The sequence below is a fragment of the Bacillus sp. PAMC28571 genome (assembly GCF_014250435.1).
Taxonomy (GTDB): domain Bacteria; phylum Bacillota; class Bacilli; order Bacillales; family Bacillaceae; genus Bacillus; species Bacillus safensis.
Window position 1 is genome coordinate 1,995,277 of the sequence record NZ_CP060191.1, and the last position, 15,877, is coordinate 2,011,153.

Sequence of the window (15,877 nt, forward strand, 5' to 3'; positions counted from 1 at the left end):
CCGGTAAATTCCTTCGGAGGTGGACAGTTATGAATCGCCGAGTACATCCTGCTTTTACCATTATTTTCGCTTTAGGTGTTTTGGGATTTGTGTACTTACTCACAACGAACCCAGGCAGACTTTTTACCATGCTGCTGTCTGTTGTGATCATTGGAGCGGTTTTGTTTTTCCTATTTAGATGGCTGATGAATCGAAGAACTGGAACAGAGGGCAATCTTTATCGTAAAGCAGTCAAACAATCAAAACGTCGCTACCAGCAGCCTAAACCAAAAACGAAAAGCCAGATGAAAAATCGGGTCACTCATTTGCGAAGCGTGCCGACTGACCACAAGTCTAAGCCCGTCCTTCTCAAAAAGAAAAGCCAAACACATTTGACTGTGATTGAAGGCAAGAAAAACAAAAAGAAGAATCGCGCCTTATTTTAAAATGTCCAGCTTTTTAAAAATTGCTCGGCCTTCTGTCTGCCTAGATCGACGAGCGCCTTTTTCTTTTCTGTCATGAGTTGAAAATCAGTGGCAATGACGTGTTCTACAGGAATAAAAATAATATGACGTTCGTGTTTTGTGGCGATATGTCTTTCGTCATGAGCACCACGCATCGTTTCAAAAAGAGCGCCAAACAGTTCAAACGCATTGCGGATGGAGTGTTGTGGGCGTTCTTTTTCGTTTGGCGTTAATGTGACACCGACGAACGGTCTTTTTTTCTCTTCAGCAAACAGCCAAATTGGAAAATTGCTCAGCACTCCTCCATCTACAATGGTACAAATGCCTTTTGATGACTTCAGTTTGACAGGTTCGAAAAAATACGGCAGGCTGCAACTCATTCGAATGGCCCTCGCCACGGAAAACCGCTCTGGATTTAAGCCATATGAAGGAAGGTCGTCTGGCAGCACAAGGATTTTTCCATTCGTTAAATCGGACGCAACGATTTTCAGCGAATCTTTTTTGAGGTCTCCAAACACGGTGACCCCTTTTCGTTTTAGCACATCGGTCAGCCATTTTTCCAGCCGGTCTCCTTTATAAAGACCGAGACGCCAGTAAATAGATACCCACCTAAGCATTTTAAACGGGATGAATTGACATCTCCTATCAAGCAATTGATGCTCATCCATTTCATCTAAAAGCGTGCGAATTTCCTGGCTTGTAAAACCTGCTGCGATGAGTGAAGCAATGATTGCTCCAGCACTTGTACCAGCAAGACGGACAAATTGAAATCCTCTCGCTTCAAGCGCTTCATAGGCACCAGCAAGCGCTGCCCCCTTAATGCCTCCACCTGAGAACACACCATCTATCTTCATCAAGGAGCCCCCTTTGATTTCACGCTAATAATAGTGTAGGAGCATTTGCTTTCAATTAGAACTTTAATCAAAAAGGACACCCATGCTAAGGGTGTCCTTTTTGATTAAGATTCTTGATTTGTTTGTTCGTTTTTCTTTTGAATCGCTTTCAGCTGAACAGATCGCTCATCGTTTTCTTCAAAAAATTGAACGAGATCGCCGATGCGGTCAATGCTGTTCCAGCTGAGATGATGTTCAATGCCTTCTACATCATCATAAATTTTCTCTTCATCTACACCAATGATTCTTAAAAATTGCTCCAGCAGTTCATGTCTGTATACGAGACGTTTTCCAATTTTTTTGCCTTTCGGGGTTAAAATTAGACCACGATACTTCTCATAAATGAGGTATTCATCTTTATCTAGCTTCTGAACCATTTTTGTTACAGAGGAGGGATGGACAGCGAGTGCTTCTGCAATATCAGAGACTCTGGCATATCCTTTTTCTTCTATCAGCATATAAATTTGTTCAATGTAATCTTCCATACTAGGTGTAGTCATAAAACCCCTCCATAATGCACCTTTACTTAATAATCAACCCAATTCTACACCATCGTTCATTAAAAAACAAGGAGTGTCCATCGTCTTAACGCTTGTAATTCCAATCATCTGAGGCATATTTCGTTTTGGCGAGATGATGGACAAACGCTAATTCTTCATCTGTCAGCTCATAAGGTTCAAGCTCAATATTTAATCCTTTTTCAAATCCTCTTTTAAACGCAACACGCGCATCGTCTATCGTACAAGTTCGGTCTGAGATTTCATTGATAGCAACCGCTTTGTTTTTAAAGCTTCGCTGCATCCGCTCTCTTACCCGGTCGTTAGGATAAAGGAACAAATCGAATAATTTATCCTCATCAAGGTCAATTAAAATAGATCCATGCTGGAGGATGACACCTTTTTGTCTCGTCTGAGCACTGCCCGCTACCTTTCTGCCTTCTACAACAAGCTCGTACCAAGAAGGGGCATCAAAGCATACAGAAGATCTTGGGTTCTTTAAGCTTTCCTTTTCTTTATCTGTACGAGGAATGGCAAAATACGCATCGAGTCCCAGCTCTTTAAATCCTTCTAAAATGCCTTCTGAAATGACGCGGTACGCCTCTGTCACCGTTGCTGGCATTTCTGGATGTTCCTCTGACACAATCACGCTGTAGGTCAGCTCCTGGTCATGTAGTACTCCTCGTCCTCCGGTTGGTCTGCGGACAAATCCAAGACCATAGCGCTTGACAGCTTCTAGGTTGATTTCTTTTTCAACGTTCTGAAAATACCCAACAGATAATGTCGCCGGATCCCATCCATAAAAGCGGATAACAGGCGGAATGAGCTTCTCACTATGCCAATAAAGCAAGGCTTCATCCATTGCCATGTTAAAGGCAGGGTCTTGGTTTCCTGAATCAATGAAACACCATTTCTCTTTTTGCATATAAAATCCCTTCTCTTTTACGTAGTCAATGTTAGATGATGGTGGTGACCACCGGTTTTCTCTCTTCATCAGTCTATCAAATAGGAACGGAATTGAAAATAATTCTTACCATTTATGATGACAAGTTTCTTATGCTTTACTATAATAGTATTTGTCTAAAACGTACCATCAGACAGGCTACTGTGCTGATGCTCAAGAAGGAGTCGAGTTGTATTGTCAATGTTCAACTATATCGTCCTCTCACTTTGTGGACTTTTTGTTCTTTATTCCATCGGCAGCTACATTTATCAGCAGCGCATTATGAAAACGCTGACGGAAGCAGAATTTATTAAAGGTTACCGCAAAGCCCAGCTCATTGATGTGAGAGAGCCAAATGAGTTTGATGGCGGACATATTTTAGGGGCAAGAAATATCCCTCTTTCCCAACTAAAGCAGCGCAAAAATGAAATACGTCCTGACAAGCCTGTTTATCTCTATTGTCAAAATAATTTCAGAAGCGGAAAAGCAGCCCAAACTTTACGTAAAAACGGCTGCCGTGAGATTTATAATTTAAAAGGCGGCTTTAAAAAATGGGGCGGCCGCATTAAAACGAAGAACTAACAAAAAAGACTCTGGGAGCATGATTCCCCCTGAGTCTTTTTTCTTTATTTTCTTTCAAAAACGAGAACGGGATTCCGCGCGGCCTTTGTTTCGTCCATACGTTTGACGACCGTTGTATGCGGCGCTTCCTGCACCACTTCAGGATTCTCTTCTGCTTCTTTCGCAATTTGAATCATTGCTTCGATGAATGCATCAAGTGTTTCTTTTGATTCTGTTTCGGTCGGTTCAATCATGATACATTCCTCTACATTGAGCGGGAAGTAGATCGTTGGCGGATGGTAGCCGAAATCAAGTAATCGTTTGGCAATATCCAGTGTCCGCACACCTAATTTTTTCTGACGTTTACCTGAAAGGACAAATTCATGCTTACAGTGACGATCAAACGGCAAATCATAATGAGCACTTAAGCGGCGCATCATATAGTTCGCATTTAACACGGCATTATCGGTTACAGCCTTTAAGCCGTCTGGCCCCATAGAGCGGATGTACGCATAAGCTCTGACGTTAATGCCAAAGTTGCCATAGAATGGCTTCACGCGCCCAATTGATTCTGGACGGTCATGATCAAAGTAAAAACGGCCTTCCTTCTTCACAAGCACCGGCTTTGGCAAATAAGGAATTAATTCCTTTTTAACGCCAACAGGACCTGAGCCAGGACCTCCGCCTCCGTGCGGGCCTGTAAAGGTTTTATGAAGATTTAAGTGGACAACGTCAAATCCCATATCTCCTGGTCTTGCTCTGCTTAAAACAGCGTTCAAGTTGGCTCCGTCATAATAAAGCTTACCGCCCGCTCCGTGAACGATTTCAGCCATTTCTAAAATATTTTCTTCAAAGAGGCCTAGTGTATTCGGGTTTGTAAGCATTAAAGCAGCTGTTTCTTCATTAACAACGCGGCGTAAATCTTCTAAATCAACAAGCCCATTTTCGTCAGATGCGACGGTAATGGTTTCAAATCCAGCGACTGTCGCAGATGCCGGGTTCGTTCCATGAGCAGAATCAGGCACAATGACTTTTGTACGATGATGATCTCCCCTTGCTTCATGATACGCACGGATCATCATGAGTCCCGTCCACTCGCCATGTGCTCCTGCCGCAGGCTGTAATGTCACAGCGTCCATTCCCGTAATTTCTTCAAGATGTTCACCTAAATCGTATAGTAATTCTAATGCACCTTGCACAGTGTCTGCCTCTTGTAGCGGATGAACCTGCGAGAACCCCGCAAGGCGTGCAACCTTTTCATTAATCTTTGGATTATATTTCATCGTGCATGAGCCAAGAGGATAAAATCCGGAATCAACCCCATGATTGCGTCTTGATAATGCTGTATAATGACGCATAATATCAAGCTCAGATACTTCAGGAAGCTCAGCATCCTCATCACGGATGTACGTCTCATCAAATAAAGACGGGATCTCCTGTTCAGGTACATCTAAATCAGGCAGGCTGTACCCTATTCTTCCTTCTTTAGATAATTCAAAAATAAGCGGCTGATCTTGTTTATTCATGGCGATCCCCCAATTCCTTGATAAACGTATCAATTTCTTCTTTTGTTCTTAGCTCTGTCACGGCTACAAGCATGTGCTGCTGAAGCTCTGGGTAGTCTAGCCCCAAGTCGTAGCCGCCGATGATTCCTTTTTCAAGCAATCGTTTATTGGCTTCTTTCACAGGCTCCTGTAACTTGATCACAAATTCATTAAAATGAGCCCCTTCTACATCCGCCTGCAGTCCATATTTTTCTGCCTGCGTCTTGGCATAATGGGCTTTTTGCACGTTTTGATAGGCGATATCTTTTATGCCTGTTTTCCCTAGTGCCGTCATGGCAACAGAAGCAGCTAATGCATTTAATGCTTGGTTTGAGCAAATATTTGACGTCGCTTTATCTCTTCGAATGTGCTGCTCACGCGCTTGAAGGGTCAGGACAAATCCACGAACACCATTTTCATCTTCTGTCTGCCCGACTAAACGACCCGGCACTTTTCTCATCAACTTTTTCGTCACAGCAAAATATCCGCAGTGAGGTCCGCCAAATGCAGCCGGGATGCCGAACGGCTGCGCATCACCAACGACAATATCTGCCCCGAGTTTTCCAGGCGGCGTCAATAGTCCGAGTGCGAGGGGATTACTAGAGACAATGAATAGGCTTTTTCCTTTATGTGCAATGGGTTCAATGTCTTTTAACGGCTCGACGACACCAAAAAAGTTTGGATATTGCACGAGAACTGCTGCTGTATCATCGCAGACCGCTTTTTCCAATGCAGCTAGATCTGTCTGCCCTTTTTTCGCAGGCACTTCAACAACTTCAATGTTTTGTCCTTTGGCATATGTTTTCAGCACCGCTCTTGATTCAGGATGAACCGTTTCAGAAACAACCACTTTTTTCTTCTTTGTGTGTCCCGCAGCGAGCATTGCCGCTTCAGCCAGTGCCGTCCCGCCATCATACATCGAGGAGTTGGCAAGATCCATACCAGTCAGCTCAGCAATCATTGTTTGAAATTCAAAGATCGCTTGCAATTCACCTTGCGAAATTTCCGGCTGATAAGGTGTATACGCTGTATAAAATTCAGAGCGTGAGATCACATGATCGACAATGACAGGCTGGTAATGATCATATACACCTGCACCAAGAAACGATGCATATGAAACTGTATCCTTATTCTTTGCAGCTAGTCGGGATAATTCCCTGACAAGCGCTGTTTCAGATGCGGCTTCTTTGATGTTGTATGCTCCTTTGAATCTAACTTTCTCTGGGATATCTGAAAAAAGCTCATCAATCGACCGAACGCCGATGACATCCAGCATTTCTTTTTGATCTTGCTCTGTTTGCGGCAAATACCTGTGCTTCATCCTCTATTCCCCCTCGTTATTTGGCTCTTTTATAAAATGGTGTTGCGACGATTTTGGCTTTTAAACGTTTTTTGCGAACTTGTACTTCCACCTCTGATCCAAGCTCCGCCTCTGAGGTTTCGATCAAAGCAAGCCCGACATTTTTCTTTAATGTTGGGGATTGAGTGCCCGTTGTGACAATCCCAACCTGCTTTTCTCCTGAAAAGACTGGATAGTCTGTACGCGGAATCCCTTTATCAATCATTTCAATGCCGACAAGCTTTCGCTTCAGTCCCTCTTCTTTTTGTTTTTTAAGTGCAGCTTTTCCGATAAAATCAGCTTCTTTATCCGTTTTGACAGCAAAACCAATCCCACCTTCTAATGGAGAGATATCCTTTGTCAGCTCCTGGCCATAAAGCGGAAGTCTTGCTTCAAATCTCAAGGTGTCACGTGCACCGAGTCCGCATGGAATGAGTCCTTTTGGCTGCCCCGCTTCTAATAAAGCGGACCAAAGGTGGACCGCATCTTCTGACTGGCAGTAGATTTCAAAGCCATCTTCCCCTGTGTAGCCTGTTCTGGAAACGAGCACTTCTTTATTTGCGACCTCAGCTTTTGATAAAAATGTAAATGGCTTAAGCGATGTCACCTCTTCACCCGCCACCTTTTTGATGATGTCAGCTGCAAGAGGTCCTTGAAGCGCTAGCAAGGCGGTTTGATCAGAAATATTTTTGATCAATACATCATCCTTCTCTTGGTGCTTCAAAAGCCAATCCACGTCTTTATCGATATTTGATGCATTGATGACAAGCAAATAGTGATTCTTTTCTTTTTGGTAGACGAGCAGGTCATCTACCGTTCCGCCATCTTCATAACACATGGCTGTATATAGTGCCTTACCGTCTGTCAGCTTAGACACATCATTGGTTAATAACCTTTGTAAAAATGGAAGGGCATCTTGACCTTTGACGTCCACCTCACCCATGTGAGACACATCAAAAAGCCCTGCTTTTGTTCGAACAGCTTCATGTTCTTCTTTAATGGAAGAAAATTGGACAGGTAATTCCCAGCCCCCGAAGTCAATGGTTTTTGCGCCAAACGTTTCATACGCATGAAAAAGCGGTGTTCGTTTCAACATCAATCGTTTCCCCCTTTTTTCTCACAGTGCAAATGCAAGCTGAATTTTCAGAAAAAAATCACAGCAAAAAAGGACAGAGCGCTCCCTTTTATCAAAAAGAAGTCTCTGTCCTTGCACCTGAAAGTTTACAGCACAATATCATTGTGCGTTTTCCCCTTTGGTGGTTTGCTAAAACCCTTAAGCAAACACTCTCCAGAGTTGCGTCCGGTAAGAGTACTTTTGCCTGAGAGATTCACTGAATCATTCAGCTTGCTCCTTCGGCGCCTGCCAGTGCAAAATAACCGCCAAGTCTCTCCCCATACCATCATCCGCTCATATTTTTCACATTTATTGGACATACTATCAAAATGGGTGACTTATTTTCTAGATCACTTATCAACATCCTACCATTAGAAATGGATGAAGAGCAACAGAAAAATCATTAACATTTTTAAAATAATCCTTCGATATCGTTCGCTTTTATTCATATATCTAGTCTTTTAGAGGCCTCCAAAAAAATGAAGCGTTTAAAAACAGAACAATTTTATCAGATCCTACTAGAAAGAAAGGCAGGCGACCACATTGAATATTCAAACGATTTTTGATCAGGAATGGGCAAATGAATTTCAGCAGCGGCTTTCAGCAGACGGCCCCTGGGCGAACTGGGATATGTATCGTTTAGCGACGCAGGTTCAAAAAGTCACAGCCATTGATTCATTCGAGGGACTGCAAGCTCCCGCGCACCTGCCTGCATTCACACCTTTAAAGCACCAGCTTGAAGTAGCCAGAAGAGTCGTAGAAGAAATGAATGGGAAAGCCATTCTAGCAGATGAAGTGGGACTTGGAAAAACCGTAGAAGCAGGACTCATTATCAAAGAATACATGATTCGTGGACTTGCCAAAAAGATTCTCATTCTCGTCCCCGCCTCTCTTGTATCTCAGTGGGTACAGGAGCTGCGGACGAAATTTTATATTGATGCTGTTGAACAAAAAAAGAGCTATGTGTGGGAACAGTGTGACGTAGTCGTTTCCTCTATTGACACAGCCAAAAGACAGCCGCATCGAGACACGATTTTATCGATTGCCTACGATATGGTCATTATCGATGAAGCACACAAACTGAAAAACAATAAAACGAAAAACTATGAATTTGTGAGAAACCTGAATAAGAAGTTCTGCCTGCTGCTGACAGCCACACCTATTCAAAACCGGATCGGAGAAATATTTAATCTTGTTTCTCTTCTGAAGCCAGGCCACCTAGGAAATGAACATCAATTTAAAGATATCTTTGCCAAAAAGGACTTGCAGCTTGAAGACCATGACCGATTAAAACAGCTCGTCAATAAAGTGATGATTCGAAACCGAAGACAAGACACAGGCATCGAGTGGACAAAGCGGCATGTCAAAACGATTTCCATTGATTTCTCTCCGACAGAACAAGCATTGTATGATGAAATCTGCAAGCTGAAAGAGAATCCTTCTTATACAAAGCATATGTTTTCCATTATGACCTTGGAACGAGAATGCTGTTCAAGCCGTGAAGCAGTTTATATGACGATTAAGAAAATGCAGGAAGAAGAAAAGCATATTCTCGGATCTTCTGCAATAACGCAAATCATGGAGAAAATCAATCAAGTGGAGCAAAACTCAAAGGCGCTTGAAGTGGTCAAACTCATTCAGCAGTTAAATGAGAAGGTCATTATTTTCACCGAATACCGCGCCACACAAATTTATTTACAATGGTTTCTACAGCAAAATGGCATCAGCTCTGTGCCATTTCGGGGCGGCTTTAAGCGGGGCAAAAAAGATTGGATGAAAGATTTATTCAGAGAACGGGCGCAAGTGTTAATTGCGACAGAAGCTGGCGGCGAAGGGATCAACCTTCAGTTTTGTAACCAAATCATTAACTACGACCTCCCATGGAACCCGATGCGTTTAGAACAGAGAATTGGACGTATCCACCGCCTTGGCCAAGAGCGAGATGTCCACATTTACAATATGGCAACGAGCGGAACAGTTGAAGAGCATATTTTAAAGCTTTTATATGAAAAAATTCAGCTGTTTGAAAACGTCATAGGCGATTTAGATGATATTTTAACAAGAATTGATATTAAAGATGTCGAAACAGAATTGCATCAAATCCTCTTCCAGCATGAACCAGGCGGAGACATGAAAAAGAAATTAACCCAGTTTGCTTCTTATTTAACTGAAGCACAAACACCACTTTTAGAAAAAAGACAGCAAGGCTCATAAAGGAGAGTTGATCAATGGAGCAGCATGACATTCACACCTTTCTTCTCCGTTTTTTCAAGGCGAATCAATGCAGCATATTAGAAGAAAGTGCAGGACATATGACCGTACAGCTGACAATTGAAATGGATAAATTGATTATGAACCGTCCTTTTTATTGGCACTGGCTTGAAAAAACTGGCGGTGTACCTGAACCGCGGCAATTGACTTTGATCACAGATCAAAAAAAAGCGGGTGATACGATCAGTGGTGAATTCATCCATTTCGGCTCCCCCCGGTTATTTCAAATATTTGAGGCGGTCAAAGAGCAGGGCCGTTTTATCCGGCTTTATGAACGAGTCAGCCCGCTCACGAACAACCAGATCGCCCTTGAGCCATGGCTTGGTCTCAATGTAAAAATTTCTTACCTTGCAGACCGGAAGAAGGATAAGCTTTTATCATTAGGCCTTCATCTCATTCGCGGAGAAGTCATTGAACAATTTCAAGAGAAGCTGGAAGCTCGTGAGCTGTCGTCTCAAATTCCCGATTATTGCTTTACGATGAGCACAATGATTAAGCCAGAGAGCGGAATCAAACGGCTCTACAGCCTTATGGAGCATTATGCCCATGAGGAGCCGGACGACTGGGCAGTGCGAGCCGTTCAAAAATGGAAGGAAGACTTCGAACTTTTAAACCAATTTTATGAAGGGACTTCAGACACATCTGTAGAATATGAAATAGAAAGACAAGCACTCAAAACTTTATACGAACCAAAAATCAGTCTTACGATTGAAAATGGCGGACTTTTTTACTTACAGCAAAAAAGAGGAGGTTGACTCATGGTCCCCTCCCCTTTTATGTGACATACGATTTTCGATCAGTCTAAAGCTAAGTTTGTCTGTTTGTATTGGGCGGAAACATGACGCAAGCAAACTATGAGGTCTTACCACCTATGTCTTTCCATTTCATGCGTTAAGTGCCTGAAATACATGATTCAGTATTTTAGGAGGGTATTTGTATGGAAAAGAAAACGAACAAATTAGACAGTGAATGGGTTCAATTATTACGCGAAGCTCGCAAGGCAGGATTAACAGTTGAAGAAGTCCGTCATTTCCTCAAATCAAATGAAAAGTCCTCTGAGTCTCCCCCTCTGGTAAGAAGTCATTCTATCAAACCTTTCTGAATGTGCTATAATATCGAAAGGAAGGTGATGACATTGATTGGCCAGCGTATTAAACAATACCGCAATGAAAAAGGCTACTCACTATCAGAACTGGCCGAAAAGGCTGGGGTAGCGAAGTCTTATTTAAGCTCAATAGAAAGAAACTTGCAAACAAACCCCTCCATTCAATTTCTTGAAAAAGTCTCCGCTGTTCTGGACGTCTCGGTTCATACACTTTTAAACGAAAAAGATGAAACCGAATACGATGGTCAATTAGATAGTGAATGGGAAAAACTAGTTCGAGATGCAATGACATCAGGGGTTTCGAAAAAGCAATTTCGTGAATTTTTAGATTATCAAATCTGGAGAAAAAAGCAAGAAGAGGAGTAAAGCGCACGTTTTAGCGCATACTCCTCCAATTGCTATGCAGATCTTGATATCAGCCTAAAGACTGGCTTTATTTTTTATCTTCGCTGTGTGCTTTTTCGTTTTCTTTCACGTAGCCTTTTTCATCCGTATGCTTTTTTGGATTGATCGTTAAACCATTCCACTGAGTCGCTTCGAAGGAAAGATCAATTTGAATCGCATCGCCTTGGTATTTATTTTGGATATAGTGACCAGCTTTATCCTTCGTCTGGTCATTGATAAATTCAATGGTCATTTCCACTTTATCGTAATCAAACGGATTCTTTGGAATGCCGTCATACTCTGGAGCCACTGTTCCATCAACAGTTGCTACATTAATTTTCCCACTTTCATGTAAAAACTTCTCATCGACGGCATGACGAAGCTTTTCAAATGCGGTCTGATCCTGTTTTGACGTTAATTGATGCAAGTCAAGCAGGTTTGCATGGTCTAAAATAATGTTTTTCGGATAACCATTTCCACCTTCGGCTCCAACCGTCAGAACACTCACCTGAAACTGACTGAGAAATTCTTCAGCTGTATTCTTACCGCCATTCTTCGCGGAAGATCCATCTGTAAACTGGCTATAATCAAGACTCATCAGCACTTGGTTTATCGCTAGTGATCCCTTATTATCAAAATGAAATTCTTTCTTGATCCGATCACCAGGTTTTAAGTTCGAAAGGTTGATGGCGCCGGAGTTCTCTTTAGCAGATAAATCCAGCTCTCCTGTCGAGTAGACCGCATTTGCCTTTTCAAAATCATTAAACGCCGCCCATGTTCCCCCGCCGATTAATGCAAGACCTAAAGCCCCTGATAATACACCTAAACGAATTGATTTCTTCATTGCCATGAATAATAAACCCCCTAATATTTTGTTTTATTGAAACCTGATTAGGTTACAAACGATTTAAGCTTGTTCCTCTGACATATGTACATCAGCCGTGTGTCTACGGTGTTTCGCTGCGCCCACAAAATGAATGGTTGAATAAACGAGCAGCATGACACCTGGTATAATAAGGAGCAAAGCAGTTCCAGCTGATGTCCCTGCATACGAAAGAAGCTTTCCTGCATAAGGAATGTTCACTCCCATATACTGCGCAGTTACCTGATCCGCTTTTACCAGCGTACCGTCTTGATACATATTATTGTCACCCTTCGTCTCAAACGCTTTATTTGCACCCTTTCCCTTCACCCCAACAATTCGGTGGGTCACAAAGGACTGATCCTGCTTTGTTTGAAACGTAATAATATCTCCTTTTTTGAGCGTCTCAGGTGAGGCAACCTGTTTTACGACAATCAGTGACCCAGCTGAAAATTCTGGTTCCATCGAACCTGATAATACTTGCTTCAATTGATAACCGAAGATCTGAGGTTCTCCTCCTGTTGTTCTTGATGACAACACGACAATAATAGAGGCTATCATCACCGTGAACACCATCACATAAAGAATACTCCCAGACATCTTCATCCATTTTTTCATAACCCCTTCTCCCCTTCGCCTATCATTTTTTCACTTTAAATGACAGCTCCATTTAGGACGCCTTTTCTTGACACTTTGAGAGCACCATCGGTTTAGACCAAAAGTACGCCTGATCAGATGCGCTAAACCCTTTAGGATAATAGATTTTAAATGCATAGCTTCCATTTGTTTTTGCTTTATCTGTCGTGACAGTCGCTGTTTCTTGCGATAACAGGGACTTTATGGAGCCCTTTTCAAGAATATGACCATCTTGTAATGGCTTCTGACCATTTCCTATTTTATGTAATTCCCACTTCCATTCAGAGTACGCAATAGGCTGTCCACTATTTTTTAGTGTCATGCTCAGCTTTTGAGGTGCGCAGACTGTTCCTTCGATCATCGTTTGATCGATAAGCTCCAATTGACTTTGATCCCATTTTTTAGGCTGACAATGCTGATCTGTCTGTTCAAAATTTTCACATGTTTTCATGACAAATTTTTTGTGCTCAACATCGTTAAAAGAAGCATTCGTTGGTGTCATGATGGAAGACGTCAAAATCAAACAAATGGCACAAAAGAGTACAAAGAGCGACTGTTTCATTCATTCCTTCAACTCCTTGAACAACTGTTCTTTAAAAAGAACGATTATATACAGTATAAGGAAATACCTATAAAACCCAAAACGTCAAATTAGTCCATTTTGTTCTTAAACAAGAACCATTACGAGAAAATTCTCCCATTTTCTCATTTTTTCACCATATTCAATATTTTTTTGTGTGACATTTGTACTTCTTAAAACTTACATAAAAATGTAGGATTTGGTCAGGATATGAAGAGGTGAGGTGATGTTAAGTGAAATATGGAAAAATCATAATCATGCTCAGTTTACTGCTGAGTTCTATGATTCTAGAGGTCAAACCCGTTGATGCGAGAGGTTTGACTGCCGCCGCAGATCAATGGGAAACGCGGGCAGTCAAAGAAGCAAAAAAAAGATACCCGCTAACGCAAGTATTATTTAAACAAAAAGTATGGGACCGCCACCGCGATAAGGAATCTGTGAAACAGTATCATATTACGTTAAAAGACCATACAAAGGAATTTGGGGTATTCGTCACCATTTCCTATAACCCTTACTCAAACAAGGTGAATAAAGTGATTGTTGTGGAGGAATACAGCTAAAGTGGCATAAAAAAACCGCCTGCTGGGCGGCTTTTTACTTTCGTCGATGGCGCTGGCGTTTTTTAAGCATCATGGATAAGCCAAACGGCAGAACCCCAAATAAACGCTGTGAAAACGGCGGTTTCGTTTCTATTTTTTCTTGTTTGTGTTCCTTCCGTTCGTCACGTGGTGTATTCATATATTTAATGATTTCCTGCGTCATATATTTTACATAGTCATTTGTTTTCAAGCACTTTCACCTCTTCTTCCTTCAAGTCTTACCAGGAAGAGGATGATTTTATACACTGGCTAATCAGGATTTGCCCATCTCATGATTTCACCAGTCTTCCAATCCAGCATCAGTTCACGCTCATCGGATAAACCATCTTTTGTTTTCACCTTCACCAAAACAAGGACAAGTTTTTTCTTAAGATCGCATTTCATCCGCTTCAGTGTCACACGGCCTTCTTCAGTATCAATATGGGTTTTCTGTTTCGCACAAATACGTTCTACTGTGCTGGCAGCTTCACTCACACCCACCCTAAAAAGCTGCTGTTTTTTATAAAAAGAAATCGTCAGCTCTGCACTTTTCAGTTCTTTTTGAAACCCCATCGTTATCGCCCCTAGGATCAAGAGAAAAAATAAAATCGCCGCAAGCACATGCGGATAGATAAACCCTTCCTCTCTTTTCACGATTTACGAACCACCCCTTTATATGTGAAAAAAACGGCTTCATACACTTTACCAGATCCATCTGTGACTTTTAGAATCGCTCTATGCTGACTCGTTCTCACGTGAAATTGTTTCACCTTATGCAATAAAGGAAGATGTCCAGCTTGATCCGTTCGTTTTCGAAGCATCTCTTGATATGGCTCAATTGTTACCACTCGCCCTTGATCAGAAATATACTCTAACGCTTTTCCATCTTTCACTGATTTCACAGCATCGGCACGACTTAATTCCTCATCTAATTGCAGGACAGTCTGTTTCCACTCCATTTGGGAAAATCCGTTGATGTTTTCAAATGGACGAGCTTTCTCAGCTGCTGAAAAGATCAGTCCACAGCCAAAAGAAAGAAATAGAAAGAGCTTCAATTGCCACAAAGCTTGTAAAAGGGTAAAAGCTTTGTCATCGCTCCACATGCTGAAAGCATATGGTCTCTTTTTTTTGTACTTTGTATGAAACACATCCCTTCTGTTTACGCCAATTGAAAACATACGTGATCTCGCCTCTCTTCTTTTTGATGGAAGGTGTTGACCCATTTATGAATGCTTCATTCATCTGTTCATGTAAAACCTGATAAGCTTCAAGCTTGGCTCTCACTTCCTTTTTCCCCATCATGAGTTTTTCATAGGCTGGCATGAGCATTAGGGCAGCAAATAGAAAGAGATGACAGGCAAACAGTGTCTCAAACGTACTAAATCCTCTATTGTTTTTGAACATGGATTCGCCCGCTTCCTAAATAAATCGTGAGTTTATACGTTTGACTGCCAAATTCGACAATGAAAGATCCACCGCTGCTTGGATGTCCGTTTGCATTAAAATAGATACCTTGCGAGAATGTAGAAGTTTTGATGCTGCCCTTTTTATGTTGATAAGAAGCAATGACTTCGTTACTCTTTTGATCTATTACCTGATAAGATACATGCGGCGGATGGATCCCAACATGTACACGTGTTTTTTTGATAAATGCAGTATATGATGCCATTTGAAGATCTTGTTTCATGATGTTTACTTGTCTTTTGGCTTCAGCGCTCTCTATTATATTTGGGATTTTCCCTCCCATGATCGACAATAAAATCGATAAAACAAGTAAAATCAACAGCTGTTCAATCAGGGTAAAACCCTTCTCATGTAAAAATAATTTATTCATGCTTCACGTTGCCGTTTTGAATGACAATCGCTTTTCCATTAGGACAAGTTAACCCCTTTTTGACATAACCTTCTTTTTCTAATTCAGCTAAAGATGGCGTCTTCCCATCATGCTCCAATTCATATGCCATCACTTGTGTGCTGACCATTGATTTAAGCCCTTCACAGCCCTTTGCCTGAATCGCTTGGTGATGACGTGTGATATTCGGTATGGTAATGAGTAAAAGAATGGATATTACGAGCATAACTATTAACATTTCTAACAGGGTAAATCCTTTATCATTCATATCTCTG

General features: G+C 41.7%; 22 protein-coding genes and 1 riboswitch. Of the genes, 7 read left to right on the forward strand and 15 right to left on the reverse strand.

The genetic code is table 11. From position 1 onward, the window contains the following. Nucleotides 1-29: 29 nt before the first annotated feature. Nucleotides 30-425, forward strand: a complete 396-nt coding sequence (locus H7F25_RS09970) for an SA1362 family protein (protein WP_024422959.1) — start codon at nucleotides 30-32, stop codon at nucleotides 423-425. Here H7F25_RS09970 and H7F25_RS09975 read toward each other — a convergent pair. The 3 genes from H7F25_RS09975 to H7F25_RS09985 all read right to left on the reverse strand — a co-directional run bounded on the left by H7F25_RS09975 (nucleotide 422) and on the right by H7F25_RS09985 (nucleotide 2,758). Next, entirely contained in the window at nucleotides 422-1,297 is an 876-nt protein-coding gene (locus H7F25_RS09975) for a patatin-like phospholipase family protein (RefSeq protein ID WP_024422960.1), read from the reverse strand. The two genes, H7F25_RS09970 and H7F25_RS09975, sit on opposite strands and share 4 nt — an antisense overlap. A gap of 104 nt (nucleotides 1,298-1,401) precedes the next feature. Beyond that, nucleotides 1,402-1,836: a transcriptional regulator MntR gene (gene mntR, locus H7F25_RS09980; protein ID WP_003215946.1), complete on the reverse strand. Its 435-nt coding sequence runs from the start codon at nucleotides 1,834-1,836 to the stop codon at nucleotides 1,402-1,404. An 85-nt stretch (nucleotides 1,837-1,921) separates the two neighbouring features. Further along, nucleotides 1,922-2,758 (reverse strand): lipoate--protein ligase family protein, encoded by an 837-nt coding sequence (locus H7F25_RS09985; RefSeq protein ID WP_039179911.1) that lies wholly within the window; start codon nucleotides 2,756-2,758, stop codon nucleotides 1,922-1,924. A 219-nt stretch (nucleotides 2,759-2,977) separates the two neighbouring features. Here H7F25_RS09985 and H7F25_RS09990 point away from each other — a divergent pair, with 219 nt between their 5' ends. Continuing rightward, nucleotides 2,978-3,358 carry a rhodanese-like domain-containing protein gene (locus H7F25_RS09990; RefSeq protein ID WP_185854538.1) on the forward strand — a complete coding sequence of 127 codons (381 nt, stop codon included), beginning with the start codon at nucleotides 2,978-2,980 and terminating at the stop codon, nucleotides 3,356-3,358. 44 nt (nucleotides 3,359-3,402) lie between these two features. On the opposite strand, the gene gcvPB is transcribed toward H7F25_RS09990, so the two are convergent. The 3 genes from gcvPB to gcvT are packed head-to-tail and all read right to left on the reverse strand — an operon-like array spanning nucleotide 3,403 to nucleotide 7,316. After that, entirely contained in the window at nucleotides 3,403-4,863 is a 1,461-nt protein-coding gene (gene gcvPB, locus H7F25_RS09995; RefSeq protein WP_185853683.1) for an aminomethyl-transferring glycine dehydrogenase subunit GcvPB, read from the reverse strand. Beyond that, the gene (gene gcvPA, locus H7F25_RS10000) at nucleotides 4,856-6,202 is read right to left on the reverse strand and encodes an aminomethyl-transferring glycine dehydrogenase subunit GcvPA (RefSeq protein WP_185853684.1); all 1,347 of its coding nucleotides are present in this window, start codon (nucleotides 6,200-6,202) and stop codon (nucleotides 4,856-4,858) included. The genes gcvPB and gcvPA overlap by 8 nt, the downstream gene beginning before the upstream one ends. Before the next feature lie 16 nt (nucleotides 6,203-6,218). Further along, nucleotides 6,219-7,316, reverse strand: coding sequence for a glycine cleavage system aminomethyltransferase GcvT (gene gcvT / locus H7F25_RS10005; RefSeq protein WP_185853685.1), 1,098 nt, complete (start codon nucleotides 7,314-7,316; stop codon nucleotides 6,219-6,221). A 201-nt stretch (nucleotides 7,317-7,517) separates the two neighbouring features. After that, nucleotides 7,518-7,624, reverse strand: a riboswitch (glycine riboswitch). Nucleotides 7,625-7,877: 253 nt separating this feature from the next. Between gcvT and H7F25_RS10010 the strand changes: the two genes are divergently transcribed. The 4 genes from H7F25_RS10010 (at nucleotide 7,878) to sinR (ending at nucleotide 11,076) form a co-directional block, all read left to right on the forward strand. After that, complete coding sequence (locus tag H7F25_RS10010) at nucleotides 7,878-9,548, forward strand: DEAD/DEAH box helicase (protein ID WP_024427994.1); 1,671 nt, start codon at nucleotides 7,878-7,880, stop codon at nucleotides 9,546-9,548. A 14-nt stretch (nucleotides 9,549-9,562) separates the two neighbouring features. Further along, nucleotides 9,563-10,360 (forward strand): YqhG family protein, encoded by a 798-nt coding sequence (locus H7F25_RS10015; protein WP_024427993.1) that lies wholly within the window; start codon nucleotides 9,563-9,565, stop codon nucleotides 10,358-10,360. A gap of 182 nt (nucleotides 10,361-10,542) precedes the next feature. Next, a complete protein-coding gene (locus H7F25_RS10020) occupies nucleotides 10,543-10,707 on the forward strand; it encodes an anti-repressor SinI family protein (protein WP_073206269.1) in 165 nt (54 codons plus the stop codon). Between the two features lie 33 nt (nucleotides 10,708-10,740). Then, nucleotides 10,741-11,076 carry a transcriptional regulator SinR gene (gene sinR / locus H7F25_RS10025; protein WP_024422969.1) on the forward strand — a complete coding sequence of 112 codons (336 nt, stop codon included), beginning with the start codon at nucleotides 10,741-10,743 and terminating at the stop codon, nucleotides 11,074-11,076. A 67-nt stretch (nucleotides 11,077-11,143) separates the two neighbouring features. On the opposite strand, the gene tasA is transcribed toward sinR, so the two are convergent. Genes tasA through tapA form a run of 3 tightly spaced genes read right to left on the reverse strand, consistent with a single transcriptional unit; the run spans nucleotide 11,144 to nucleotide 13,154 of the window. Then, nucleotides 11,144-11,944: a biofilm matrix protein TasA gene (tasA, locus tag H7F25_RS10030; protein ID WP_039179929.1), complete on the reverse strand. Its 801-nt coding sequence runs from the start codon at nucleotides 11,942-11,944 to the stop codon at nucleotides 11,144-11,146. A 57-nt stretch (nucleotides 11,945-12,001) separates the two neighbouring features. Then, nucleotides 12,002-12,574 carry a signal peptidase I SipW gene (gene sipW / locus H7F25_RS10035; RefSeq protein ID WP_185853686.1) on the reverse strand — a complete coding sequence of 191 codons (573 nt, stop codon included), beginning with the start codon at nucleotides 12,572-12,574 and terminating at the stop codon, nucleotides 12,002-12,004. Nucleotides 12,575-12,626: 52 nt separating this feature from the next. After that, a complete protein-coding gene (gene tapA, locus H7F25_RS10040; RefSeq protein WP_103131952.1) occupies nucleotides 12,627-13,154 on the reverse strand; it encodes an amyloid fiber anchoring/assembly protein TapA in 528 nt (175 codons plus the stop codon). A gap of 299 nt (nucleotides 13,155-13,453) precedes the next feature. Between tapA and H7F25_RS10045 the strand changes: the two genes are divergently transcribed. Beyond that, nucleotides 13,454-13,732: a DUF3889 domain-containing protein gene (locus H7F25_RS10045; RefSeq protein ID WP_171464609.1), complete on the forward strand. Its 279-nt coding sequence runs from the start codon at nucleotides 13,454-13,456 to the stop codon at nucleotides 13,730-13,732. Nucleotides 13,733-13,766: 34 nt separating this feature from the next. Here H7F25_RS10045 and H7F25_RS10050 read toward each other — a convergent pair whose 3' ends face one another. From H7F25_RS10050 to comGC, 6 genes are read right to left on the reverse strand one after another with little or no spacing between them, the layout of a single operon-like run. Then, complete coding sequence (locus H7F25_RS10050) at nucleotides 13,767-13,961, reverse strand: YqzE family protein (RefSeq protein ID WP_024422974.1); 195 nt, start codon at nucleotides 13,959-13,961, stop codon at nucleotides 13,767-13,769. 59 nt (nucleotides 13,962-14,020) lie between these two features. Further along, entirely contained in the window at nucleotides 14,021-14,404 is a 384-nt protein-coding gene (locus H7F25_RS10055) for a competence type IV pilus minor pilin ComGG (RefSeq protein WP_103131951.1), read from the reverse strand. Then, the gene (gene comGF / locus H7F25_RS10060; protein ID WP_258011119.1) at nucleotides 14,401-14,928 is read right to left on the reverse strand and encodes a competence type IV pilus minor pilin ComGF; all 528 of its coding nucleotides are present in this window, start codon (nucleotides 14,926-14,928) and stop codon (nucleotides 14,401-14,403) included. Before comGF ends, H7F25_RS10055 begins: the two co-directional genes overlap by 4 nt. Further along, entirely contained in the window at nucleotides 14,840-15,154 is a 315-nt protein-coding gene (comGE, locus tag H7F25_RS10065; RefSeq protein ID WP_073206282.1) for a competence type IV pilus minor pilin ComGE, read from the reverse strand. The genes comGF and comGE overlap by 89 nt, the downstream gene beginning before the upstream one ends. Next, entirely contained in the window at nucleotides 15,138-15,584 is a 447-nt protein-coding gene (gene comGD, locus H7F25_RS10070; RefSeq protein ID WP_185853687.1) for a competence type IV pilus minor pilin ComGD, read from the reverse strand. The genes comGE and comGD overlap by 17 nt, the downstream gene beginning before the upstream one ends. Continuing rightward, entirely contained in the window at nucleotides 15,577-15,870 is a 294-nt protein-coding gene (gene comGC, locus H7F25_RS10075) for a competence type IV pilus major pilin ComGC (protein WP_024422977.1), read from the reverse strand. The genes comGD and comGC overlap by 8 nt, the downstream gene beginning before the upstream one ends. Nucleotides 15,871-15,877: the final 7 nt, after the last annotated feature.

Excerpts from the sequence above, each read along its gene's own strand:
- H7F25_RS09970 (WP_024422959.1), top strand. The coding sequence starts at position 30 with ATGAATCGCCGAGTACATCCTGCTTTTACCATTATTTTCGCTTTAGGT.
- H7F25_RS09975 (WP_024422960.1), bottom strand. The coding sequence starts at position 1,297 with ATGAAGATAGATGGTGTGTTCTCAGGTGGAGGCATTAAGGGGGCAGCG.
- mntR (WP_003215946.1), bottom strand. The coding sequence starts at position 1,836 with ATGACTACACCTAGTATGGAAGATTACATTGAACAAATTTATATGCTG.
- H7F25_RS09985 (WP_039179911.1), bottom strand. The coding sequence starts at position 2,758 with ATGCAAAAAGAGAAATGGTGTTTCATTGATTCAGGAAACCAAGACCCT.
- H7F25_RS09990 (WP_185854538.1), top strand. The coding sequence starts at position 2,978 with ATGTTCAACTATATCGTCCTCTCACTTTGTGGACTTTTTGTTCTTTAT.
- gcvPB (WP_185853683.1), bottom strand. The coding sequence starts at position 4,863 with ATGAATAAACAAGATCAGCCGCTTATTTTTGAATTATCTAAAGAAGGA.
- gcvPA (WP_185853684.1), bottom strand. The coding sequence starts at position 6,202 with ATGAAGCACAGGTATTTGCCGCAAACAGAGCAAGATCAAAAAGAAATG.
- gcvT (WP_185853685.1), bottom strand. The coding sequence starts at position 7,316 with ATGTTGAAACGAACACCGCTTTTTCATGCGTATGAAACGTTTGGCGCA.
- H7F25_RS10015 (WP_024427993.1), top strand. The coding sequence starts at position 9,563 with ATGGAGCAGCATGACATTCACACCTTTCTTCTCCGTTTTTTCAAGGCG.
- H7F25_RS10020 (WP_073206269.1), top strand. The coding sequence starts at position 10,543 with ATGGAAAAGAAAACGAACAAATTAGACAGTGAATGGGTTCAATTATTA.
- tasA (WP_039179929.1), bottom strand. The coding sequence starts at position 11,944 with ATGGCAATGAAGAAATCAATTCGTTTAGGTGTATTATCAGGGGCTTTA.
- sipW (WP_185853686.1), bottom strand. The coding sequence starts at position 12,574 with ATGAAAAAATGGATGAAGATGTCTGGGAGTATTCTTTATGTGATGGTG.
- tapA (WP_103131952.1), bottom strand. The coding sequence starts at position 13,154 with ATGAAACAGTCGCTCTTTGTACTCTTTTGTGCCATTTGTTTGATTTTG.
- H7F25_RS10045 (WP_171464609.1), top strand. The coding sequence starts at position 13,454 with ATGATTCTAGAGGTCAAACCCGTTGATGCGAGAGGTTTGACTGCCGCC.
- comGF (WP_258011119.1), bottom strand. The coding sequence starts at position 14,928 with ATGTTTTCAATTGGCGTAAACAGAAGGGATGTGTTTCATACAAAGTAC.
- comGE (WP_073206282.1), bottom strand. The coding sequence starts at position 15,154 with ATGTTCAAAAACAATAGAGGATTTAGTACGTTTGAGACACTGTTTGCC.
- comGD (WP_185853687.1), bottom strand. The coding sequence starts at position 15,584 with ATGAATAAATTATTTTTACATGAGAAGGGTTTTACCCTGATTGAACAG.
- comGC (WP_024422977.1), bottom strand. The coding sequence starts at position 15,870 with ATGAATGATAAAGGATTTACCCTGTTAGAAATGTTAATAGTTATGCTC.